This window comes from Mesorhizobium sp. WSM3224 (genome assembly GCF_000427725.1).
Taxonomy (GTDB): Bacteria; Pseudomonadota; Alphaproteobacteria; order Rhizobiales; family Rhizobiaceae; genus Mesorhizobium.
This window is the reverse complement of record NZ_ATYO01000033.1, coordinates 36025-55735: the sequence shown is the minus strand read 5'-3', so window position 1 is coordinate 55735 and position 19711 is coordinate 36025. Positions and strand designations below refer to the sequence as shown.

Below are 19711 nucleotides of genomic sequence, written 5' to 3'. Positions count from 1 at the left end.
ACGAAATATGCTGGATGCTCTCGACCGCAGGATAGTGGCCGCGCTTGAGCGCGACGCGCGTATCTCCTTCGGCGATCTCGCCGAGGAGGTCGGCTTGAGCAAGACACCGTGCTGGAAACGGGTGAAGGCGCTGGAAGAGGCCGGTATCATCCGCGGATATTCGACCCGCATCGACCCGGCCCGGATCGGCTTCGGCATCGAGGCCTTCATCCAGGTGTCAATCGACTTCGAGGTGTCGGACGCCTTCGAGACGGCGGTGAAGAAGCACCCGCTGATCCGCCGCTGCTACGCCACCACGGGCGAGGCCGACTATCTGCTGCAGATCGTCACCGTCGACATGATGGCGCTCGACCGCATGCTGCGCGAGGAGCTCAGCCGGCTGCCGGGCGTGCGCCGCACGGTGACGTCGATGGCGATGCGCGAGATCAAGGGCGACATCTCGTTCGCCGAGGCCGCGGCGCGTGCGCTGCGCGGATAAGGCGCCAAAATGAACCGTGGTCGCACGGGCACAGCGAGGAGGAGATACTTTCGCAGAGGGACCGCGAATAAAAGCTACGGCTGAAATTCAGCAGGGACGGCGGACGAGCTCCGCAGGAGCGGCCGGCTCCGCCACCCGCGCCGCCTCTTCCTTCTCGGCGTCGGCCTGGCGCTTTGGGCATTCCTCGAAATCATGGTCGCGGCCGCCGCAATAGGAGCAGCATTTGGCGGGTGCGTCGGGGTGGAACATCGAGGCCATTTCCAAGAATGCACGAAAACGTTTCCGGTTACAGCAATTGCGTGAAGACGCCGCAATCGCCGTTCAGCCCCGATGCCCCCGATGTCAAAGTCAAAAGGAGCTCGCCGCTTGCGCGGCGGGCTCCCGGTCTTTCACCGCTACGCGTGCGCGTGCGGGTGGCGAACGTCCCACACGGCCCAGGCTGACGCCACGATCACGAGCACGCCGAGAACGACGTGCGTGATCATTACATTCCTGTCAGCCGCGAACTGCAGCAGCCAGGGCGAGACGATCAGCCAGAGCCCGAGGACGAGATTTACCCATTCCTCCCATTCAGCGAACATCGAAAGCGTCGCCAAGGCCAGAGCGCCGAGCAGAACGCCGACAATCCAGGCGTTCCACGCGGGCACCATTGCCGCGGTGAATCCGATGACCCACGGAGAGATGAACAGGCAGATAGCGAGGACAAGAGTGACCCAGTCCTTGCTCTTTCTTTCTTCCATCAGTTTGCTTGCCATGACAACCTCCATCGATGAAGCTTGACCAAAGCAACTGTGTTGGCGTGCAATTGGGCACGCTCTGTTAATTGATGTAATACTCTTTTACGAAGCTGCAAGGGGAGCGGCCGTCCGCGCAGGTGGCTCAGCCGTTGAAATCGCTGCCATTCTCGGCGCCGAGCTGCGGCACGACGATTGCCTCGAGCGGCGCGTCAAGCTCCCACTTCATGCCGTCGGGCGAACGTTCCAGGCTGGAGGAGCCGCTCAGCGACTGCGGCGCCACCCGCTGCAGCACCACGGTGCCGAACCCCTTGCGCTCGGTCGTCTTCTGCGCGGCGCCGGCGGATGTCTCGTGCCAGAGAAGATGAAAGCGCCGCTGCGCATCCGGGCCCGTCTCGACCTTCCAGGTGATCTCGACACGGCCGCCGCCGGCGGCCAGCGCGCCATATTTGGACGAGTTGGTGCCAAGCTCATGGAAGGCCATGCCGAGATTCTGCACCGCATTGGACTGCAGCGTCAGAAGCGGCCCGGAAAGCGAGATGCGCTCCTCATGGCCGAAGGGCTTCAGATGCTCCTGGATGAGGTCGAACAGGCTGGCGCCGGCCCATTCCGAGGTGACCAGAAGGTCATGCGAGCGCGACAACGCCATGATACGCGAACGGATAAGCTCCTCGAACTCGCCGGGGTCGGCCGAGCGCTTGCTGGTTTCCCTGACCATCGACAGGATCACCGCGAACTGGTTCTTCACACGATGGTTGACCTCGCGCATCAGGAGCCGGATGCGGCGCTCGCTTTCCTTGGCGGCGCTGATGTCGCGGGCGATGGTGGAGGCACCGACAATCTCGTCATATCGGTTCCTGATCGGCGACACGGTCAGGGAAACGGCAATCAGCGAGCCGTCCTTGCGCCTTCGCGTCGTGTCGAAGCTCGCCACACCTTCGCCCCGGCGGATGCGGCCGATAATGTCGTTCTCTTCGCTCCTCAGATGCTCGGGCATCAGCATCAGGATCGATTGACCGACAGCCTCCTCGGCGCTGAAACCGAACATGCGCTCGGCTGCATGGTTCCAACTGACAATGACGCTTTGGAGATCTTTGCTGATGATGGCGTCGTAGGAAGAATCAACAATGGCCGCGAGACGCGCATCGGCGTTCGCGTCTTCCCTTTCTTGCCCCCCGGATTTCCTCATCAGCATGAGGTAGCGCGCTTCCGAGACAAAGCAAATGCCTAGCCGCCGCTCGAGGAGTGCTCAGGCTCCTCTTTGTGCGGCGACGGCAGCACGCCGAAATCCTGCGACTTTGCGCCGGTCTCGGCGGTCAGGAACCCTTCCGACGCCAGTCCACGGCGCAACAATTCACGCACCGCCGCCGAGCGGCTCGGCATGCGCTTTTCGAAACGCCAATTCTCCAATGCCGCAAGCTCTTCGTCGGTCAACATGATCTGCAGCCGCTGCGGCCGCTCCAACTCCGCCACTTTTGCCTCCATCAAAGACAAACGCTACGAATGAGTATGTACCTCACAATGAGTAGAAATAGGAAACGGTGCATAAGGCGTCAAGGGTGCGTGATTAGCGAACAGGCTCTCAGCCTAACCTTGCTAAGGATGCGTAGAAACTGCATTTGGTATATTATGCTAACTAACTGATTTATTTATTGATTTAATGATTTTTGTATTGCCAGTGGCGCGCCTTGGGCGCATTCTCTCGTGAAGGGACAAACACTCCGCGGAAGGAGGGTTTGATGTTCCAGAGGTTTTCGAAGAAGTTGCGGGACGGCGCCTATTGCAGGGTCCACGAGGCCATGCGGGCAAACGGCATCATCAACATCGTCGGGTTGTCGGAGCAAATCAGGCTGAAAAACCTCGGCGAGAACATCGCCCGGGAAGACATCGAAACCCTGGTGATGCAGATCGCGCAGCTTTACGGCGCGCCGATCGAGTTCGACGACCAGACCCAGGCGGCGCTCGATCTGCCCTTGAGCAGCCGCGACACCCGCAGCGATCTGGATAAAATGCTGGGCAAGCGTACGCATGGCGGCGATACCGCCGGCGATCTGCTGCAATTGAACCACGAATAGCCGAACGCCAGCTCTGGCGAAACGCCGGCCCTGGCTTTACGCGTTCTTCTGGCGCTTCTTAACTGATTTCTTCGGCGCAACGGCGGGGGCTTCGGGCTCCTGCGCCAGCCTGGCCGCGCGCAACCGTTCCGTCTTGGCGGCCCTAGCCTTGGCTTCCAGGTCCAGTATCTGCCGCGCGACGCGAGAAGTAGCGTCGGTCTTGGCTTCCGTCCGGGATTGGGCTGGCTTGAACAGATTGGTATCCGGTAGGGACTTCATTTCTTCTCCTCAAATCAAAAAAGGCCGGGCAAGCCCGACCTTCTCCAATGCGCCTTTACGGCCGATGCCAGTACATCCGTGGTCAGGGACCCCGAGGCGCTGTGATCAGGCGGCTTGCAGATTCTCTGCCGAGCTTTTGCCGCTGCGGGCGTCCTTCACGACGTCGAAGCTGACCTTCTGGCCTTCGACGAGCGAGCGCATTCCCGCGCGCTCCACGGCCGAGATGTGAACGAACACGTCCGGCTGGCCGCCGCCCTGCTCGATAAAGCCGAAACCCTTGGTGGAATTGAAAAACTTCACGGTTCCAGTAGTCATTGCGATCTCCTTACAAATCGACGCAAAATTACACGCGCCTAGCAACTGCCAAGCGACGCAATCTTCGAAATTGAGATGGAAGATCGTAAGAGCGCAAATTTGCGCGGAAACAACGTTCGTTCAGCAAGATCGATTTCGAACATATAGCGCTTAATTTCGCCATCGGCAAGGGTTTCGCGGATAATACTTCCGAAAGCGCAGGTTCCCGGGCGGCGCAAGCCACCTGCCGAAACTAAGGAACCTTAGGGCAACCTCACCGACAATGACCCCGCGGGAAAGTTCGACCAGCGGAGCGGGCCGGGTGGGACAAGAGCTCGACTGCCGTTTCGTTGGCCAGGGCGTGAAGCCGGAGAAACCAGCCCTGTTCTCTTTGCCACCAGGTCCGGCTGACGCGGCCCGCTGAGCACAACCCGGGGCTGGCGCGATGGTTCCGGCCGCATTTTTGCCCGTGGCGCATGAAGCCGGCAATCCCCGCTCAAGCCTAGGCAAACCGACGGCATTCAACTAGCCTCAAGGTAGATCAGAGGCGCGTGGGGCAGGCGATGAAGGTCAATGTCGTCTATGCGCATCCGGCAGAGGACAGCTACCTAGCGTCGCTTCATCGGCGCATCGTGGAGGTTCTGAGGGCCAGAGGCGACGAGGTCGTTGACTTCGATCTTTATGCCATGAAGTTCGATCCGGTCATGCAGTCCGCGGAGCTGAAGGGGCACGCCGACCTGTCGCTCGCGCCGACGGATCTGGAGGTCTATGTCGATGCGTTGAAATGGGCCGAAGCGTGCGTGTTCTGCTTCCCGACATGGTGGTCGGGCATGCCCGCCGTGCTTAAGGGATATTTCGACCGGGTGTGGCGCCCGGGCGTTGCTTTCGAGCTGCCGACGGACGGCGGCACCATCAAACCGGCGCTTTTGAACATCCGCCGGATGGGAGTGGTCACCACCTGCGGCTCGCCGTGGTGGTACACCAGGCTCTATATGCAGGACCCGGGCAGAAAGGTGCTTTTGCGCGGATTGAAGTCCATGTGCGGGCGCACGGAGAACCACCTGTATTTGTCGAAATACTCGGTGGAAAGCACCTCCAAAGAGAAGCGGGAAAGGTTCGCCCGCAAAGTGGAGCAGCGGTTCGAGCGATTTTGAACAGGTTCATCGGAATTGCGGTAGTTCGCCAGACGCGGCTCGATCGACGGTGAGGCGGATTCCCCAGAATTTGCAATGACAGACAATGGAGATATAATTAGCTGACTAAGTGATTCATGGCACGGTGAACCGATGGCCAAGAAGAAAGATAGACAGGGTACTTCCGACATCGCGGCGGCCTCCCCCGCCGAGATCCACGAGGCGGCTTATTTTGCCCGCAAATGCGGCCTCACCCGCGACGAGGCATTGCAGATGATACGCGAGGCCCACAGGTCGCCAGCGGTCAAGCCCGCCGAGGGCGAGAAGCGCAAGCACTGACCCTTCATTGACCCGTCTGCGGCGCCACCTCGCCCGGCTTGATCACCGGCATGTCGTTGCCGGTCGGCGGCGGGGTCCTCGCGTTCTGGTCGCCGGTTGGCGGCGGCTTCAGCACGCCGCCGCAATTGCCAAGCTGTTTCGACAGTTCATCCGTATCGGCCTGCTGCTTCTGTTTCTGCTGCTGGTCGTTGGCGTCGGGCTTGGCCTGGCAGTTCTGCGTCTGCTGATCCTCCGGCTGCTGGGCGGCCTGGGCCGCCGCCGGCAGCGCCGGGATCAGTGTGAAGGCCGCAATGAGAAGCGCTTTCTTCATGGGATCCTCCTCTTGGGTGGCGCGCGCCGGCCTGCATGGCGCCCGGCGACTTAGCCTTCGGTTCGCGGCGATCGGCGGCATCGACCTTGCGCTCACGGCGCGCTGCCCGCGCGCCGTCTGCACGGTGTCTGATTTCCTGGCCGTGCCGGATTTTGTTCTGCTGGTCGCCATGGTGGACTCCTTTCACAGGACAACGCATGCCGACGGAAAAGGTTGGACCCGGTTTGCCGCACTCCGCCCCGGTGCCCGCACATACATCCATCAAAGTTAAATGCCGCCCGGCCGCGGTGCTAACCTTGGGGGGACTCTCGAGGGGAGTCCCAAGGACGTTCGCGTCCGCCGCATCGGCCGGCGCCGCCGGCCCGGCCCGCGAGCATAATGTAGCCTCAGACTTGTAACCTCGGACCGGCCGGCCGGATGCAACCGACTGACGAAATCATCGTTTTAGGGCCATTCCAATCTTGTGATGCACTATGAAATCCTTGCGCATGAACAGCCCGCTTTCGTTCTCGCCGCCGCCATTAATACGGCCGCGCCCTTTGCCGGCTTGGCCTGGCGCACGCGAATGGGCCGGATGGTGAAAGACCGATGAGCCGTTTTTTACCGCTCACCATCCGTTTTGTCGGCGGCGGCACCATGGTGGTCACCACCATCGCCGAGGCCAGAAAGGCGCTCGACGGCACCTGGAAAAACAAGGAGGCGCCGGCCTATCTCGAAGCGGCCCGGCTGGTGGATGACGCGATAACTGGCACCTGCCGGCCGGCGATTGCCTTCGCCGCCTTCAAGAAGGCCGCCGCGCAACAGGGCCTGCTCAAGCCTGCCGGTCCAAGTGCCGCCCTCGCCATGCTCGACCAGTTGTGGTCGCGCTCCAAGGCGCCGCGCAGCTAGGCCGTGGTCCATTCCAGCCGCCCGGAGGCGAACATGTTTGTGGATTTCGACGCCAGCAAGATCGACACCGGCGCAGCAAGGATCTTCGCCCGCCGCGCCGGCAACGGTCCAGGCCTGCTTTTGCTGCACGGTTTTCCGGAGACACATGTGATGTGGCGCGACGTGGCGCCCAGCCTGGCGCGGGATTTCACCGTTATCTGCGCCGATTTGCGCGGCTATGGGCAAAGCTCCTGCCCGCCCTCGAGCGCCGATCATGCGCCCTATGCCAAGCGCGCCATGGCCGCCGACCTCGTGGTGCTGATGGAGACGTTGGGCTTCAGGCGCTTCCTGGTCGCCGGCCATGATCGCGGCGGGCGTGTCGCCTACCGGCTGGCGCTGGACCATCCGGACCGCGTCGAGAAGGTTGCGGTGCTCGACATCGTCCCGACCGGTGAGGCCTGGGATCGCGCCGATGCAAGGCTGGCGCTCGGCTACTGGCCGTGGTCCCTGCTGGCGCAACCCGAACCGCTGCCGGAGACGATGCTGGCGGCCGGCGCGGAAGCGGTTGTCGACGATGCGCTTTCCGGCTGGGGGTCCGCGCCCGACGTTTTCCCACCCGGCGTGCGACAGGCTTATATCGATGCGCTGCGCGACCCGGCGCATATCCACGCGATCTGCGAAGAGTATCGCGCGGCGGCCTCCCTCGACCGCGAGCACGATCGTGAGGACCAGGCGGCTGGCCGGCGCATAGCCTGTCCGTTGCTGGCGCTATGGAGCGAGCACGGCGCGCTTGCCGAATGGTACCGGGACGAAGGCGGGCCGCTCGGCGTATGGCGGAACTGGGCCGACGATGCCAGCGGCGGAGCAATGCCCGGCGGTCACTTCTTTCCGGAGGAGTCGCCGATCGAAACCGCGGCCACGCTCGACGCTTTCTTTTCCGGAAGGTAGAAACGACCTTTGCGGAAGATCGCGCCGGCCAGCCAAGCGCCTGGCTAGCCTACCAGCCAAGCGCCTGGCTGGCCTGGCTCACACAAGCAGCAGGCAAAGCAGCGGCAAGGCCGCCAAGCCGATAGCCATAACAATGAGCGTGGCATGGCCCAAACGCTCGGCGCGCCTGGCAATGTCGGCGACCTCGTCCTCGTCGTTGATGATATCGAGGAACGAAAGATCGGCAAGGGTGGCACGGTTGTTGTCGTTGGCAGGATGGCCTTCGGCATCCTGCCGGGCGTGTTTTGCAGAGATATAGGTCAAAACGTCGTCTCGCTCCGAAGCCGGTCACGGCCTTCTTGTTGTTGATATGGGTGCCCGCCGCAATTGCGCGGGGGGCTATCGGCGGACACCCGGGATGGCCGGCGATGGAGGGGGCTTTCTCGTCGGCCGCCCACCAATTCGCAAAAAGCATATTGGTTGCACAAGCCAGCCCAATGCGTCCGCCAAGTGGGACTTCAGTCTGAGTCACGAAATGTTTCGGCCGGAACATCGATTGCCGGCACCTGTTCCCCTTACTCAAGGATGTCGAACGCGTCCTTGAATTCACCCTCAAGGAAAATCCCAAGCAACGGAGAACTCCATATGCCCAATCAAGGCGGAAACCACGAACAGCACGTCAAGGCCGGCCAGCAGAGCCATAAGAACCGCGACGACCAGCATCGCGGGAGCGGACAGCAGCAGGCCGAGAACCGCAACATGGGCCAGCAGAATGCCGGCCAGCATCGGGGCGGCAGCGGCAACTTCGCCGAAGACCGCCAACGCGCCTCGGAAGCCGGCCGCAAGGGTGGCCAGCGATGAGTTCAAAAATGGCGTCCGTGCCGATCACGGACGCCATTTTCCACCGTCGCGCGATCCAACCCGCGATGGAACCTCTTCCCTGTCCTCCAGTTCTCCTAAGGCAGCCAACGCCGCAGGATGTTCAACGGAGGCACCGATGTCCCTGCATACACTTCATCTCGAACGCGTCGACGAGACCCGCATGCAGGCCTATTCGATCTTCGGTCCCTTGCTCATCCATTCGTTGGCGCAAAAACTGGCGCGCGGCCAAGGCATGCGCGGACTGGACAAGCTCGAACGATCCTGGTGCGGCTGATCGAGGAAACCGACGTAAGCGCCCCGCAGGCCGAAGCGATGAAGGAATTCGCGGTCGAGCTCGTCGTGTCCACGTTGCGCAACGTGCGCGAGCATCCCGACGCCAGGCACGATTTGGAAGAGATCGACGAGCGGCGCACTGAAGGCCGTTCGGAGGATCCGGGCACGCTGGAAGAGCAACTGCAATCCGGCCTCGAGGACAGTTTTCCGGCAAGCGATCCGCCGGCCGTGGTTTCGACAGCGATCACCGGCGGCTCGAAGAACATCGTCGGCACCGACGAGGTGCTGCGCCGCAAGAAGGAAGCACGCCGCAAGAAGCCGGCAAGCTGATTTGGAAATCGAAGGAGGCCTGCGATGACCCAGGCAAAAGGCAAGATCCCGCATCGTCCGGGCGCCGCTCATGCGCCGCCCGGCGGCAACCTGCCGACCAAGGGTGGCGACGATCCCGACGTGTGGTTCCTGGCCGAGAACAGCGACCTATCGCCCAAGCAGGCGCGCGAGCTGATCCAAGAGCACGGACATGACCGCGACAAGCTTTTGAGGATCGCGCGGATCATGAAGGCGGAAAGCTGACGGCTTTCCAACGATCAAGGAGACGAAACCATGCCACGCGGCGACAAATCGAAATACACCGACAAGCAGGAACGCAAGGCCGACCATATCGCCGAAGGTTACGAGAAGCGCGGCGTTTCCGAAAAGGAAGCCGAGCGGCGCGCCTGGGCGACCATCAACAAGGACGATGCCGGCGGCAAGAAGGAAGGCGGCTCCGGCCGCGGCAAGCACACCGGCAATCCGGCCGCGCACAAGGGCGGCAGGATGGGCGGCAAGGCGTCGGGCGAGCGATCCGCGACCGAGCGCTCGGCCTCGGCCAAGAAGGCGGCGGCGACGCGCAAGCAGAATGAGAGCCACGCGCATTAGTGATGGCCTTCCCTTCTCCCCTTGCGGGAGAAGGAAAGAATCCTACAGCGGCATTTCGGACGTCTGCTTGATTGTCTGGCTGGGCACATCCGTCTTGACGTTCTGCACGCCCTTGATGCGGCTCAGATGCTCCGACTGGAAGCGGCGGTAGTCATCGATGCCGGCGGCCACGATCCGCACCATTGCGTCGCAGTCGCCCAGCATCAGATAGCACTCCATCACTTCCGGGAATTTCGCCACCTCGGCGGCGAAATGCTCGATCGTGTCCTCGTCCTGCTGCTTCAGCCAGATGCGGGTGAAGAAGGTCTGGCCACGTCCGATCTTGGCCGGGTTGAGCACCGCGACATAGCGGTCGATGACGCCGGCTTCCTCCAGCAGCTTGACACGGCGCAGGCAGGGCGATGGCGACAGGCCGACCTCCTTCGCCAGATCATTGTTGGCCATGCGCCCGTCGCGCTGCAGGGCGCGCAGGATGCGTCTGTCGATGTCATCCAGCTTCATAGCTTCGAATTCCAATCTTTTTCCTGATTGCGACATCGGATGCCAAATTCTGGCAGAAACGGCGCATCTTCGCAACCCGATTGCCGGGTGTTTCGGCTATGGTCCGGCGACCGACAACCCCGCAACCGACCGGGAGAAAGGCGGCCGCGAGGCCAGCCGAAGGCAAAGCCATGAGCGTTTCCGAGATCGCCCTCGCCGAGGGCCCGACCGCCAACGGGCGGGGCGCCGAGTTCCGACGCGGGCTCGCCGCCTCGACGCCGGTGCTGCTCGGCATCGTCCCCTATGCGCTGGTGCTTGGCGCGCAAGCCGCGCAGAAGGGCCTGTCCGTCGGCGAGGTGCCGCTGATGACCGGCCTCAACTTCGCCGGCGGCTCGGAATTCGCCGCGATCCGGCTCTGGAGCTCGCCACCGCACATCCTTCTGATCGCCGCCATCACCTTGCTGATCAACAGCCGGCATTTCCTGATGGGCGCGGCGCTTGCGCCGTTCATCAACCATTTGCCGAAGCGCCAGGTTTTTCCGGCGCTGTTTTTGATGTGCGACGAGAGCTGGGCCGTCGGCCTGGCGGATGCCCAACGCCGGGCTTCCGCCGGCATGCGACCGGCCTTCAGCCTGGCCTATTATCTCGGCGCCGCCCTGCCCTTCTACCTCGCCTGGGTCGCGTTCACGACCTGCGGTGCCGCACTCGGCCCGGTGCTTGGAAACGTCGAGACATACGGCTTCGCCATGGCGTTCCCGGCCGTCTTCCTGGTGCTGCTCAGCGGCATGTGGAAGGGCTTTGCCGCGGCGCGTCCCTGGCTGGTCAGCCTGGCGGTGGCGGCGCTTACCTATCTCGTCGTGCCCGGCGCCTGGTATGTGGCGGCCGGCGCGCTTTCCGGCCTGGTGGCCGCGTGGTTCCTGGCAGGTGAGAAATGATCGATCCGATGACCGTGCTCGCCATACTGGCGATGGCCGGCGTGACGTACCTCACCCGCATCGGCGGCTATGTCGTGCTGAGGAACCGCACGCTCGGGCCCCGCGCCACCGCGGTGATGGAAGCCGCACCCGGCTGCGTGCTGATCTCGGTGATCGCGCCGGACTTCGTCTCGAAGAACCCGGCCGACCTCGCCGCTTTGGCCATCACCGTGCTTGCCGCGACGAGGCTTCCGATGCTGCCGACGGTGGTGATCGGGGTGGCTTCGGCGGGCACGTTGCGGTGGCTGATGGGTGGCTGATCTGCCTGTGGAGGAGATCGAAAGTATCAGCCCGCCCGCATACCCAGCGTGCCGCCGGTCGTCGCCCGCGCCACGATCGCTTCCAGCGGCTCGGGGCGGTGCAGGAAGTAACCCTGGCCAAAGGCGACGCCCATGCCCACGAGGATTTCCAGCGCGTTCTTTTCCTCGACCTTCTCGGCCACCACCGCGGCGCCCATCGAGCGGGCAATGCCGACGATCGCCGAGACGATCTCGCGGTCGAAGCGGCTTTCGGCGATGTGCTCGACGAAGGAGCCGTCGATCTTGATGGCGTCGATGGGGAAGCGCCTGAGATATTCGAAGGAGCTCATGCCGGCGCCGAAATCGTCGAGGCTGACGCGGCAATGGCGCAGCCGGGCCTTGCGCACGAATTCCGCCGCGGCATCGAAATTGGTGACGGCGGCGGTCTCGGTGATCTCGAAGCCGACGGCCGATGGCGGCGCGCCGCTGTCGGCGATGGTCTCGTCGACGAAATCCCAGAGCTGCGGATCGGAAAGCGTCTGCGCCGACAGGTTGAAGTCGAGCGAGATGGCGCCCGCGCGCATCGCCTCGCCATGGCGCGTCAGCGCGGTGCGGATGATCCAGCGGTCGAGCCTCGCGGCAAGGCCGAAGCGTTCGGCGACCGGCATGAAATCGCCGGGCGGGATCATCTTGCCGTTGCGGGCCTCGAGCCTGGCCAGCACCTCGACATGGCGGTTGTCTTGCCATGGCTGGCCGAGCCGGTGGATCTCCTGGCCGAACAGCTTCAGCCGGCCGTCCTCCATCGCATCGACCAGGTCGGCGGCCAGCCGCGCGGCGTTGAGGCCGCCGGCGCCCGACGTCGTTTCCGGCGAGAACACGGCGAAGCGGCCGCGGCCGCCGGCCTTGGCGACGTAACAGGCATCGTCGGCGCAGGCGAGCGCGTCGGCCACGCTCATGTTGCGGTCGCGCACGAAGGCGATGCCGATGCTGGCGGCAAGCCTGCGCGAGGTGACCGCCGAACCGAGATCGGCATCGCGCACGGCGGTGAGCACGGCCCGGGCAAGGTGCTCGGCGCAGGCCTCATTGCAGTTCGGCACCAACAGCGCGAATTCGTCGCCGCCGAGGCGAGCGGCATGCGCCGACGCGGGCAGGCTGGCGAGGATGCCCGCCGCGACGCTCTTCAGCGCCAGGTCGCCGGCGGCATGGCCGGCATAGTCGTTGAGCGCCTTGAAGTAGTCGAGGTCGACATAAAAGACGGCAAGCGGCAGGCGCTCGGCCATGGCGATGTTTTCGGCGAGCAGCCGGTCGAAGGCCGAGCGGTTGAGCAGCCCGGTCAGCGCGTCGTGGCGCGCGGCGTAGGCCAGTTCCTCGGCGCGCTGCTTTTCGTCGGTTATGTCGCGCACGGTGCCCAGGATCTGACCGGCCGAACCGACACCGGCGATAAAGCGCACCAGCGACTCGACATGGCGGACCTGGCCGTCACGCAGGACGATGCGGTATTGCGAGGCGACGACGCTGTTCGAGCCGGGCGCGATCTGATGGGCCCGCTCGGTGGCGTCCTTGTCGTCGGGGTGAAGGTAGGTGTGCCAGAGCTCGGCCGTCACTTCATCGGTATCGGCAACGAGGCCGAATATCTCGCGGGTGCGCGCATCCCAATAGCTTTTCCGGGTGCCGATGTCGTGATGCCAGATGCCGGTGCCGCTGGCGGCAATCGCCAGGCGGAAGCGGATATTGACCTGCTCGAGCTCTGCCTCGGCTTCTTTCTGCCGGGTAATGTCGGTCTGCACGCCCATCAGCCGTACCGGGCGGCCCGCGGCGTCGCGCTCGACAATGCCGCCGCGGTCGAGCACCCAGACCCAATGGCCGTCCTTGTGGCGCAGGCGCAATTCCGTCTCGATGGAATCGACGATACCCGCAATGTGCCGATCGCCGCTCTCCTGCGCGCGCTGGCGGTCGTCGGGATGGGTAAGTTTCAGCCAGAGATCGGACGTGTTGGCGAGTTCATGCGGCTCGTAGCCCAGCATTTTCGACCAGGTCGGCGAATAGTAGCAATCGCCGGTCGACAGATTCCAGTCCCATAGGCCCAGATGAGCGCGGTCAAGCGCCATCGCCCAGAACTTGCCGTTGCGTTTATCGTCGTCCGCCATTCTTTGTTCTTGCCGTCCCGTCCCGGCAATACTGCACGAAAGCAGAGAAGAAAAAGTTACCGGGGCATAACACGCCGCAGCCTCCGGCCGCACGTCGTGCGTCGCCGCTGCAAGTGAATTGGCGGATCACAGGACCTGCCGACAGCGGCAATCAATTGTCGGGAAGCGGCAATGGCGCGTCACTCAAGGTCCGCAGGTAGGCGATGAGGTCCGCTCGCTTGTTCTCGTCCCGCAGACCCGCGAAAGACATGTCTGTTCCAGGCAAAGTGAGCGCGGGATTCGAGATGAAAAGGTTGAGCTCCTCGAAGGTCCAATTGCCAACTGCGTCCTTTAGAGCCGACGAATACTGGACGTCGCTTTGTGAACCCTTCTGGCGCCCCACGATGCCCCACAGACTGACCTTTTTGGGAACCCTGACCTCCGGCGAAAGATGACAGGCCCCGCACGTGCTGTCGTAAATTTCCTTGCCCGATTGAGCATTTGCCGATGCAAGTCGTGCCGAAATCGGCGCAATGGCTGGTCGTGCGGCGCCATGACTGCGCAAGTAAGCCACGACGTCGTCGTGACCACCAAGCTTGGCCAAATGTATGGGCGGATTTCCATTCGATGTCAGTGCGTTGACCTCTGCCCCGGCGTCCACAAGATGGATGACGCATTGAAGGCAGCCATTTTCGGCAGCCACGTGCAGGGGCGCCTGCGATTTCGCCAATTGATTTGGATCGGCCCCGTTGTCGAGCAACAGCTTGACGATGTCAGCGTGCCCACCCTTGTTGGCGGCGTAGAGTGGCGTTCTCTGCCAACTGACTGGCAGGTTAACGTCCGCCCCATGCTTGATCAGAAGTCCGACCAGCTCGACGTTTCCGCCTTCGCAGGCGATGTAGAGCGCCGTAACTCCGTCGATTTCGTTGACTTCGGCGCCTTGGTCCAAAGCGGAAGTCACGGCCGCGACGTCGCCTCCCTTGACCAGATCACCCAAGCTGCTTGCCTGGGCGGGGAGAGCGAGAAGCCAAAGCGCCCACGAAGCCCGTCTCGCCCATACGCGTCCCCGCTCGATCATTGTATCCTCCCTGAGGCTGCCCACGGCCTCGTCCCGGGGCACTCAACAAGATCGACCTTCAATCTAACTCAAAGCTGAAATTTAGTATACGCTGATATAACGATCGCGACCTCGCCTTGGCATCGGATGAGACCACGCCGCTCAGGCCTTCGCCAATCGCGGCTCCCTTCAACCTGAAGCCAGCCGCCGCCTCACCACCGCCGCATGAAACCGCGCGCCGTGCAGCAGGGCTTCGTCGTTGAAGTCGTAAGCCGGGTTGTGCAGCGGCGCGGTCTCGCCATTGCCCATGAAGACGAAACATCCAGGCACATGGTCGAGGAAGCGGGCGAAATCCTCCGACGCCGTCATCGGCTCAGCCGCGACGCGAACAGCGTCGTCGGCCGCGATCCCAACGGCATCGTCGGCCAGCACCGCACGGGCTGCCGCAAGTGCTTCGTCGACAAGCGTGGCATCATTGATCAAGGGCACGAACTCGCGGGTGTAGGTTAATTCAGCCGCGACGTTATAAGCTTGCGCCGTGCCTTCGGCGATGCGGCGCATTTCCCTCTCGATCGCGGCACTCACCTCAGGCCGGAAACTGCGGCAGTCGCCGAGGATGCGCGCCATGCCCGGCAGCGCATTGCGGGTGCCGTCGGTGATGAGCTCGGTGACCGAGACGACGCCGATATCGGCCGGGCTCAGGCGGCGCGAGACGATGGTCTGCAAATTGACCACCAGCGCGCAGGCGGCGACCATCGTCTCCTGCCCGGCGTGTGGCCGCGCAGCGTGGCCGCCGAGGCCTTTGAGCATGATCTCGAAATTGTCCTCGGCCGACATGACCGGGCCGCTCCGGCTCTCGAAATGGCCAACTGGCAGGCCCGGCATGTTGTGCAGCCCGAAAATCTCCTCGAAGGGAAAGCGCTCCAGCAACCCGTCCTCCAGCATCGCCAGCGCGCCCCTGCCCCATTCCTCGGCCGGCTGGAAGATGAAGCGCACCGTGCCGTCGAAGCCGCCTTCGCTCGCCAGCAGCTTGGCTGCGCCGAGCAGCATCGATGTGTGGCCGTCATGGCCGCAGGCATGCATGGTGCCGGGCGTCCGCGAGCGATAAGGCGCGGTGCCCTGCTCGGCGATGCGCAGCGCATCCATGTCGGCGCGCAACGCGACGGCGCGGTTGCCGCTGCCTCGGGTCAGCGTGCCAACGACGCCGGTGCCGCCGATGCCCTCGGCGACCTCCAGCCCGAACTCCCGCAACTTCGCGGCAACGAAGGTGGCGGTGCGCTCTTCCTCGAAGCCAAATTCGGGATGGGCGTGGAGATCGTGCCGCCACACCGTCATCTCACGGTGCAGTGCCTGCTGGTCGAGTTTGGCCATCGGTCGCCCTCCATCTCCTTGAGCTCGCGCAATTGCGGACGGAAAGCTACGGCGAAGTCGCCGCGCCTGACAGTTGCCCTTTGCCGGAATTGCTTCAGGCAATCTGCATGAGCACCTCGTCCGGGGCGACGCCGACCAGCTCGGCATAGCGGCCGGGATCGGTCGCTCCTTCCGAGTTGATGACGAGCACGCGCGAACGGGTGTCGAGACCGAGTGTTGCCCGCACAGGCTTGTCACCTGCCGCGCGGATCAGTCCGGCGAGCCCTGCCCCGCCGCTCTCGCCGGAGACGATCGCCGGATCATGGCCCGAGGGCCGTGCCAGCCGCTTCATCACCGCGACCGCATCCTCTTCGTCCACCGTCATAAAGGCATCGCCGACGCGCGACAGCACGCGCCAGGCGACGAGGGACGGCTCGGCGCATTCGAGCATCGTCATGACGGTCGGCTGCTGGTGTGCGATCGATACCGGACGTCCGGCCTGGACCGAAGCGTAGACGCAAGCCGAGCGCTTCGGCTCGACCACCACGGCTTTTGGCCGCCTCGAGCCAAGCATAATCGCCATATGGCCGGCCATGGCCGCCGCGAAGCCGCCGACGCCGGCCTGCAGGAAGATATGGGTGGGCGGCTTGGCCAAGCGCCGCAGCGCCTCGCGCACGATCACCGTATAGCCCTGCATGACAAGGCCGGGGACGCGCTCGTAGCCCAGCCAGGAGGTGTTGGAGACGATCTTCCAGCCGCGCTCGGCGCCGACGCGGGCGACTTCGCGCACGGCATGATCATAGCCGCCCTCGACCTCGACGATCTCGGCGCCGAAGCGGGCAATGGCAGCGACACGCTCGCGGCTTACGCCGGCATGGACGAAGATCACCGAACGCGCGCCGACCAGGCCGGCGCCCTGCGCGACCGAACGGCCATGGTTGCCATCGGTGGCGCAGACGAAGATCATGCCGGAGGCGATCTCGCGCACTCTTGGCTCGCCGATCTCGCCGACATCGACGTCGCGGCCGAGGCGCTTGCTGGCCTCCTCCAGCACCAGCCGGATGACGGCATAGGCGCCGCCCAGCGCCTTGAAGGAGCCAAGGCCAAGACGCTGGCCCTCATCCTTGACATGAAGTGCCGCAATGCCGAGTTCAGCGGCCAGCGCCGGCAAGGCGTGCAGCGGTGTCTCGGCATGGTTGTCGCGCGCCTTGAGATAGTGCTCGGCCCGCTCGCCTCCCGCCATGCCGAGGGACTCGGCATCGGCAGCAACCAATTGCTGGTTGTGTTCGGGACGTTGGTTGATGAGCAGCATGCTATTCTTCCTGCGAGGCACTGGACTGCGTTGGCGGCGCGATTCCGGCGCCTTAATTCAGCTAAGTGATTGATTTTTGTTTCGATCAGATGTCGCCGAATGTTCGCCAGTATCTCCTCGAGACCGCCAACATGACTATTTTTGGTGGTATTTTTCTTGGCAGCATCGTGCCGTCGATGCCCATTCGCGTCGTCCCAGCAATCAGTCAGCCGCCAGCCTGGCGGCGACGCCGAGCAGGATGTTGGCGCCGGCAACCAGTTCGCCGGCGGCGGTGAACTCGGCCGGGTTATGGCTGATACCGCCCCGGCTCGGCACGAAGATCATCGCCGACGGCGCGATGCGCGCGATCATCTGGGCGTCGTGGCCGGCGCCAGAGGTCATGCGCCGGCAGGAGAGACCGGCGGCCCTGGCGCCATCCTCGATCAGCGAGACGATGCGGGCATCGAAGGTCACCGGCTCGAAACGCGCCAGGCTTTCGGCATGGATCGTGATGCCGGTGTTTGCGGAAAGGTTGTCGAGGAAGGCGGCGAGTGCTGCTTCCTCTTCGCGAAGATGGATTTCGTCGGGGTCCCGGAGGTCGATGGTGAAGGTCGCCCGCGACGGAATGACGTTGATGGCATTGGGCTCGAAGGCGATGGTGCCGACGGTCGCGACCGTCCGTGTCGGCGAGGCGCCGGCGCGGTCCGCGAGGAAGGCGATCACCCGCGCCGCGGCGACGCCGGCATCGCGGCGCATAGACATCGGCGTGGTGCCGGCATGGTTGGCCTCGCCGTCGATCGTTATGCGCTGCCAGGAAATGCCCTGCAGGTTTTCGACCGCGCCGATGGCGATGCCCTCGCGCTCGAGCACCGGTCCCTGCTCGACATGCAACTCGACATAGGCATGCGGCTTGAGGAAGCCGGGCTCGTGCTTGCCGGCATAGCCGATACGCTCCAGTTCCTTGCCCAGCACCGAGCCGTCGGTGCCGACCGAGGCCAACGCCTCCTCGAGGTCGCGGCCGCCGGCAAAGACCAGAGAGCCCATCATATCGGGAGAATAGCGCACGCCCTCCTCATTGGTGAAGGCCGCGACCACGACCGGGCGGCCCGGCACGAAGCCGGCCTCTTTCAAGCTCTCGATCGCTTCGAGGCCGGCAAGCACGCCATAGCAGCCGTCATAGATGCCGGCATCGATCACCGTGTCGACATGCGAGCCGAGCATGAGCGGCGCCTGGCTTTCGTTGGCGCCATCCTTCCAGATGCCAAAAATGTTGCCGATACGGTCGATGGCGACCTCGAGCCCTGCCTCCTCCAGCCAGCCGACGAGGCGGTCGCGGCCGAGTCGGTCCATGTCGGAAGCGGCGACGCGCACGAGCCGGCCTTGCGCGTCGCGGCCGATTCCGCCGAGTTCTTGGATGCGGCCTAGAAGACGCTCAGCGTTGATCGTCAGATTGCTCATGCCGGCTGCCTCGCTTGTGCAACCTCTTCCGGCGCCATCCCGACCAGCTCGACATAGCGGCCCGGGTCGGTCGCGCCTTCGGAGTTGACGATAAGCACGCGGGAGCCCGCATCAAGGCCAAGCGCCGCCCGCATCTTCTTGTCGCCAGCAGCGCGGATCAGCCCGGCGAGCCCTGCCCCGCCGCTCTCGCCGGAGACGATCGCCGGATCATTGCCTGAAGGCCGCGCCAGGCGGTTCATCACCGCGACGGCATCTTCTTCGTCCACGGTCATGAAAGCATCTCCGAGCCGCGACAGCACGCGCCAGGCGACCAAGGACGGCTCGTAGCATTCGAGCATCGCCATCACCGTGGGCTTGCTGTGCGCTATGGCGATTGGACGCCCGGCCTTCGCGGTGGCGTAGACGCACGCCGCCCGCGCGGGCTCGACCACGATTGCCTTCGGGCGATGCTGGCCAAGTGCGATGGCGAGATGGCCGGCGACCGCCGCGGCGAAACCGCCGACGCCGGCCTGCAGGAAGACATGGGTGGGCGGCTCAGGCAAGCGCTTCAGCGCTTCGCGCACGATCACAGTATAGCCCTGCATCACCAGCCCCGGTATGCGTTCGTAGCCCGGCCAGGATGTGTCGGAGACGACGGTCCAGCGGCGCTCGGCGGCGACGCGGGCGGCTTCCCGGACCGACTGGTCGTAATCGCCCGCGACGCGCATGATCTCGGCGCCGAAGCGGGCGATCGCCGCCACGCGTTCGTTGCTGACGCCCGAATGGACGAAGATGACCGAGCGCGCGCCGACAAGGCCGGCGCCCTGCGCCACCGAGCGTCCATGATTGCCGTCGGTGGCGCAGGCGAAAATCATGCCGGCGGCGATCGCCTTCACGTCAGGGCTATGCAGTTCCTTGACCTCGACGGAGCGGCCGAGCCGCCTGCCTGCCTCCTCCAGCACCAGATGCATAACGGCATAGGCGCCGCCCAGCGCCTTGAAGCTGCCGAGGCCGAGGCGCTTGCCCTCGTCCTTGATGTGGAGCGCGCCGACGCCGAGCTCGCCGGCCAGCGCCGGCAAGGCGTGCAGCGGCGTCTCGGCATGGTTGTCACGCGCGGCAAGGAAGCGCCCGGCCTCCTCGGCGCCGGCGAGCCCAAGCGTCGCGGCGTCTTCCTTCGTCAGCGGCTGGCGATGATCCGGGAGGTGGTTGAGCAGGAACATGGATCGGCTTTCTCCGTCTTGATGGCTGATATTTATTGCACAGCGAGCA

Annotated in this window: 28 protein-coding genes and 1 pseudogene; 14 read left to right on the top strand and 15 right to left on the bottom strand. The window is 64.1% G+C overall.

The genetic code is table 11. The features are described from left to right. Window positions 1-7: 7 nt before the first annotated feature. Complete coding sequence (locus tag YU3_RS0130510) at window positions 8-478, top strand: Lrp/AsnC family transcriptional regulator (protein ID WP_027169764.1); 471 nt, start codon at window positions 8-10, stop codon at window positions 476-478. An 87-nt stretch (window positions 479-565) separates the two neighbouring features. On the opposite strand, the gene YU3_RS40915 is transcribed toward YU3_RS0130510, so the two are convergent. The 4 genes from YU3_RS40915 to YU3_RS37830 all read right to left on the bottom strand — a co-directional run bounded on the left by YU3_RS40915 (window position 566) and on the right by YU3_RS37830 (window position 2685). Next, window positions 566-727 carry a hypothetical protein gene (locus YU3_RS40915; RefSeq protein WP_156913647.1) on the bottom strand — a complete coding sequence of 54 codons (162 nt, stop codon included), beginning with the start codon at window positions 725-727 and terminating at the stop codon, window positions 566-568. Window positions 728-873: 146 nt separating this feature from the next. Beyond that, complete coding sequence (locus tag YU3_RS0130500; protein WP_027169763.1) at window positions 874-1233, bottom strand: SPW repeat protein; 360 nt, start codon at window positions 1231-1233, stop codon at window positions 874-876. Window positions 1234-1357: 124 nt separating this feature from the next. Beyond that, window positions 1358-2401 carry a PAS domain S-box protein gene (locus YU3_RS0130495; RefSeq protein WP_051334151.1) on the bottom strand — a complete coding sequence of 348 codons (1044 nt, stop codon included), beginning with the start codon at window positions 2399-2401 and terminating at the stop codon, window positions 1358-1360. 38 nt (window positions 2402-2439) lie between these two features. Continuing rightward, window positions 2440-2685: a hypothetical protein gene (locus YU3_RS37830; RefSeq protein WP_051334150.1), complete on the bottom strand. Its 246-nt coding sequence runs from the start codon at window positions 2683-2685 to the stop codon at window positions 2440-2442. Between the two features lie 266 nt (window positions 2686-2951). Between YU3_RS37830 and YU3_RS38830 the strand changes: the two genes are divergently transcribed. After that, complete coding sequence (locus tag YU3_RS38830) at window positions 2952-3287, top strand: hypothetical protein (RefSeq protein ID WP_051334147.1); 336 nt, start codon at window positions 2952-2954, stop codon at window positions 3285-3287. Window positions 3288-3323: 36 nt separating this feature from the next. On the opposite strand, the gene YU3_RS0130480 is transcribed toward YU3_RS38830, so the two are convergent. Further along, window positions 3324-3545, bottom strand: coding sequence for a hypothetical protein (locus YU3_RS0130480; RefSeq protein ID WP_027169761.1), 222 nt, complete (start codon window positions 3543-3545; stop codon window positions 3324-3326). A 105-nt stretch (window positions 3546-3650) separates the two neighbouring features. Further along, window positions 3651-3860 carry a cold-shock protein gene (locus YU3_RS0130475; RefSeq protein ID WP_027169760.1) on the bottom strand — a complete coding sequence of 70 codons (210 nt, stop codon included), beginning with the start codon at window positions 3858-3860 and terminating at the stop codon, window positions 3651-3653. Between the two features lie 542 nt (window positions 3861-4402). Between YU3_RS0130475 and YU3_RS0130470 the strand changes: the two genes are divergently transcribed. Both YU3_RS0130470 and YU3_RS0130465 read left to right on the top strand, forming a co-directional pair. Further along, entirely contained in the window at window positions 4403-4993 is a 591-nt protein-coding gene (locus tag YU3_RS0130470) for an NAD(P)H-dependent oxidoreductase (RefSeq protein WP_027169759.1), read from the top strand. A 132-nt stretch (window positions 4994-5125) separates the two neighbouring features. Next, window positions 5126-5311, top strand: a complete 186-nt coding sequence (locus YU3_RS0130465) for a hypothetical protein (RefSeq protein ID WP_027169758.1) — start codon at window positions 5126-5128, stop codon at window positions 5309-5311. A 4-nt stretch (window positions 5312-5315) separates the two neighbouring features. Here the strand turns inward: YU3_RS0130465 and YU3_RS0130460 are convergent, their stop codons facing one another. Further along, window positions 5316-5621: a hypothetical protein gene (locus tag YU3_RS0130460; protein ID WP_027169757.1), complete on the bottom strand. Its 306-nt coding sequence runs from the start codon at window positions 5619-5621 to the stop codon at window positions 5316-5318. Window positions 5622-5637: 16 nt separating this feature from the next. On the opposite strand from YU3_RS0130460, the gene YU3_RS0130455 reads away from it, so the two are divergent. The 3 genes from YU3_RS0130455 (at window position 5638) to YU3_RS0130440 (ending at window position 7436) form a co-directional block, all read left to right on the top strand. After that, a complete protein-coding gene (locus tag YU3_RS0130455; RefSeq protein ID WP_027169756.1) occupies window positions 5638-5892 on the top strand; it encodes a hypothetical protein in 255 nt (84 codons plus the stop codon). A 317-nt stretch (window positions 5893-6209) separates the two neighbouring features. Then, window positions 6210-6509, top strand: a complete 300-nt coding sequence (locus YU3_RS0130445) for a DUF982 domain-containing protein (protein WP_027169755.1) — start codon at window positions 6210-6212, stop codon at window positions 6507-6509. A 33-nt stretch (window positions 6510-6542) separates the two neighbouring features. Continuing rightward, on the top strand, window positions 6543-7436 hold the full coding sequence (locus YU3_RS0130440; RefSeq protein WP_027169754.1) for an alpha/beta hydrolase: 894 nt from the start codon (window positions 6543-6545) through the stop codon (window positions 7434-7436). A gap of 78 nt (window positions 7437-7514) precedes the next feature. Here YU3_RS0130440 and YU3_RS0130435 read toward each other — a convergent pair whose 3' ends face one another. Then, window positions 7515-7739, bottom strand: a complete 225-nt coding sequence (locus tag YU3_RS0130435) for a hypothetical protein (protein WP_027169753.1) — start codon at window positions 7737-7739, stop codon at window positions 7515-7517. Between the two features lie 435 nt (window positions 7740-8174). Here YU3_RS0130435 and YU3_RS39890 point away from each other — a divergent pair. From YU3_RS39890 to YU3_RS0130415, 5 genes and pseudogenes are all read left to right on the top strand, one after another. Beyond that, window positions 8175-8270 (top strand): annotated as a pseudogene (locus tag YU3_RS39890) (KGG domain-containing protein); the annotation flags it as partial. A 142-nt stretch (window positions 8271-8412) separates the two neighbouring features. Beyond that, window positions 8413-8571, top strand: coding sequence for a hypothetical protein (locus YU3_RS40910; protein WP_156913645.1), 159 nt, complete (start codon window positions 8413-8415; stop codon window positions 8569-8571). After that, entirely contained in the window at window positions 8562-8900 is a 339-nt protein-coding gene (locus tag YU3_RS41405) for a hypothetical protein (protein WP_051334145.1), read from the top strand. Before YU3_RS40910 ends, YU3_RS41405 begins: the two co-directional genes overlap by 10 nt. Window positions 8901-8924: 24 nt before the next feature. Beyond that, a complete protein-coding gene (locus YU3_RS37815) occupies window positions 8925-9143 on the top strand; it encodes a hypothetical protein (protein ID WP_036259916.1) in 219 nt (72 codons plus the stop codon). A 30-nt stretch (window positions 9144-9173) separates the two neighbouring features. Beyond that, entirely contained in the window at window positions 9174-9488 is a 315-nt protein-coding gene (locus YU3_RS0130415; RefSeq protein WP_027169751.1) for a hypothetical protein, read from the top strand. Window positions 9489-9530: 42 nt separating this feature from the next. Here YU3_RS0130415 and YU3_RS0130410 read toward each other — a convergent pair whose 3' ends face one another. Continuing rightward, window positions 9531-9989, bottom strand: coding sequence for an Lrp/AsnC family transcriptional regulator (locus tag YU3_RS0130410; protein WP_027169750.1), 459 nt, complete (start codon window positions 9987-9989; stop codon window positions 9531-9533). A 170-nt stretch (window positions 9990-10159) separates the two neighbouring features. On the opposite strand from YU3_RS0130410, the gene YU3_RS0130405 reads away from it, so the two are divergent. After that, window positions 10160-10903 (top strand): AzlC family ABC transporter permease, encoded by a 744-nt coding sequence (locus YU3_RS0130405; protein ID WP_027169749.1) that lies wholly within the window; start codon window positions 10160-10162, stop codon window positions 10901-10903. Then, complete coding sequence (locus YU3_RS0130400) at window positions 10900-11202, top strand: AzlD family protein (RefSeq protein WP_027169748.1); 303 nt, start codon at window positions 10900-10902, stop codon at window positions 11200-11202. Before YU3_RS0130405 ends, YU3_RS0130400 begins: the two co-directional genes overlap by 4 nt. A 26-nt stretch (window positions 11203-11228) precedes the next feature. On the opposite strand, the gene YU3_RS0130395 is transcribed toward YU3_RS0130400, so the two are convergent. The 6 genes from YU3_RS0130395 to YU3_RS0130370 all read right to left on the bottom strand — a co-directional run bounded on the left by YU3_RS0130395 (window position 11229) and on the right by YU3_RS0130370 (window position 19662). Continuing rightward, on the bottom strand, window positions 11229-13328 hold the full coding sequence (locus tag YU3_RS0130395; protein ID WP_027169747.1) for an EAL domain-containing protein: 2100 nt from the start codon (window positions 13326-13328) through the stop codon (window positions 11229-11231). 151 nt (window positions 13329-13479) lie between these two features. Further along, window positions 13480-14304 (bottom strand): ankyrin repeat domain-containing protein, encoded by an 825-nt coding sequence (locus YU3_RS38825; protein ID WP_198021748.1) that lies wholly within the window; start codon window positions 14302-14304, stop codon window positions 13480-13482. 249 nt (window positions 14305-14553) lie between these two features. Beyond that, window positions 14554-15735: a M20 aminoacylase family protein gene (locus tag YU3_RS0130385; protein ID WP_027169746.1), complete on the bottom strand. Its 1182-nt coding sequence runs from the start codon at window positions 15733-15735 to the stop codon at window positions 14554-14556. A 94-nt stretch (window positions 15736-15829) separates the two neighbouring features. Further along, the gene (locus tag YU3_RS0130380) at window positions 15830-17026 is read right to left on the bottom strand and encodes a diaminopropionate ammonia-lyase (protein ID WP_027169745.1); all 1197 of its coding nucleotides are present in this window, start codon (window positions 17024-17026) and stop codon (window positions 15830-15832) included. A 201-nt stretch (window positions 17027-17227) separates the two neighbouring features. Beyond that, window positions 17228-18463: a Zn-dependent hydrolase gene (locus YU3_RS0130375; RefSeq protein WP_027169744.1), complete on the bottom strand. Its 1236-nt coding sequence runs from the start codon at window positions 18461-18463 to the stop codon at window positions 17228-17230. Beyond that, window positions 18460-19662, bottom strand: a complete 1203-nt coding sequence (locus tag YU3_RS0130370; protein ID WP_027169743.1) for a diaminopropionate ammonia-lyase — start codon at window positions 19660-19662, stop codon at window positions 18460-18462. Before YU3_RS0130370 ends, YU3_RS0130375 begins: the two co-directional genes overlap by 4 nt. Window positions 19663-19711 lie beyond the last annotated feature (49 nt).

Bases quoted from the DNA above. Each gene is read 5' to 3' on its own strand.
- YU3_RS0130510 (WP_027169764.1), top strand. From the start codon at position 8: ATGCTGGATGCTCTCGACCGCAGGATAGTGGCCGCGCTTGAGCGCGAC.
- YU3_RS40915 (WP_156913647.1), bottom strand. From the start codon at position 727: ATGTTCCACCCCGACGCACCCGCCAAATGCTGCTCCTATTGCGGCGGC.
- YU3_RS0130500 (WP_027169763.1), bottom strand. From the start codon at position 1,233: ATGGCAAGCAAACTGATGGAAGAAAGAAAGAGCAAGGACTGGGTCACT.
- YU3_RS0130495 (WP_051334151.1), bottom strand. From the start codon at position 2,401: ATGAGGAAATCCGGGGGGCAAGAAAGGGAAGACGCGAACGCCGATGCG.
- YU3_RS38830 (WP_051334147.1), top strand. From the start codon at position 2,952: ATGTTCCAGAGGTTTTCGAAGAAGTTGCGGGACGGCGCCTATTGCAGG.
- YU3_RS0130480 (WP_027169761.1), bottom strand. From the start codon at position 3,545: ATGAAGTCCCTACCGGATACCAATCTGTTCAAGCCAGCCCAATCCCGG.
- YU3_RS0130475 (WP_027169760.1), bottom strand. From the start codon at position 3,860: ATGACTACTGGAACCGTGAAGTTTTTCAATTCCACCAAGGGTTTCGGC.
- YU3_RS0130470 (WP_027169759.1), top strand. From the start codon at position 4,403: ATGAAGGTCAATGTCGTCTATGCGCATCCGGCAGAGGACAGCTACCTA.
- YU3_RS0130465 (WP_027169758.1), top strand. From the start codon at position 5,126: ATGGCCAAGAAGAAAGATAGACAGGGTACTTCCGACATCGCGGCGGCC.
- YU3_RS0130460 (WP_027169757.1), bottom strand. From the start codon at position 5,621: ATGAAGAAAGCGCTTCTCATTGCGGCCTTCACACTGATCCCGGCGCTG.
- YU3_RS0130445 (WP_027169755.1), top strand. From the start codon at position 6,210: ATGAGCCGTTTTTTACCGCTCACCATCCGTTTTGTCGGCGGCGGCACC.
- YU3_RS0130440 (WP_027169754.1), top strand. From the start codon at position 6,543: ATGTTTGTGGATTTCGACGCCAGCAAGATCGACACCGGCGCAGCAAGG.
- YU3_RS40910 (WP_156913645.1), top strand. From the start codon at position 8,413: ATGTCCCTGCATACACTTCATCTCGAACGCGTCGACGAGACCCGCATG.
- YU3_RS37815 (WP_036259916.1), top strand. From the start codon at position 8,925: ATGACCCAGGCAAAAGGCAAGATCCCGCATCGTCCGGGCGCCGCTCAT.
- YU3_RS0130415 (WP_027169751.1), top strand. From the start codon at position 9,174: ATGCCACGCGGCGACAAATCGAAATACACCGACAAGCAGGAACGCAAG.
- YU3_RS0130410 (WP_027169750.1), bottom strand. From the start codon at position 9,989: ATGAAGCTGGATGACATCGACAGACGCATCCTGCGCGCCCTGCAGCGC.
- YU3_RS0130405 (WP_027169749.1), top strand. From the start codon at position 10,160: ATGAGCGTTTCCGAGATCGCCCTCGCCGAGGGCCCGACCGCCAACGGG.
- YU3_RS0130400 (WP_027169748.1), top strand. From the start codon at position 10,900: ATGATCGATCCGATGACCGTGCTCGCCATACTGGCGATGGCCGGCGTG.
- YU3_RS0130395 (WP_027169747.1), bottom strand. From the start codon at position 13,328: ATGGCGGACGACGATAAACGCAACGGCAAGTTCTGGGCGATGGCGCTT.
- YU3_RS0130385 (WP_027169746.1), bottom strand. From the start codon at position 15,735: ATGGCCAAACTCGACCAGCAGGCACTGCACCGTGAGATGACGGTGTGG.
- YU3_RS0130380 (WP_027169745.1), bottom strand. From the start codon at position 17,026: ATGCTGCTCATCAACCAACGTCCCGAACACAACCAGCAATTGGTTGCT.
- YU3_RS0130375 (WP_027169744.1), bottom strand. From the start codon at position 18,463: ATGAGCAATCTGACGATCAACGCTGAGCGTCTTCTAGGCCGCATCCAA.
- YU3_RS0130370 (WP_027169743.1), bottom strand. From the start codon at position 19,662: ATGTTCCTGCTCAACCACCTCCCGGATCATCGCCAGCCGCTGACGAAG.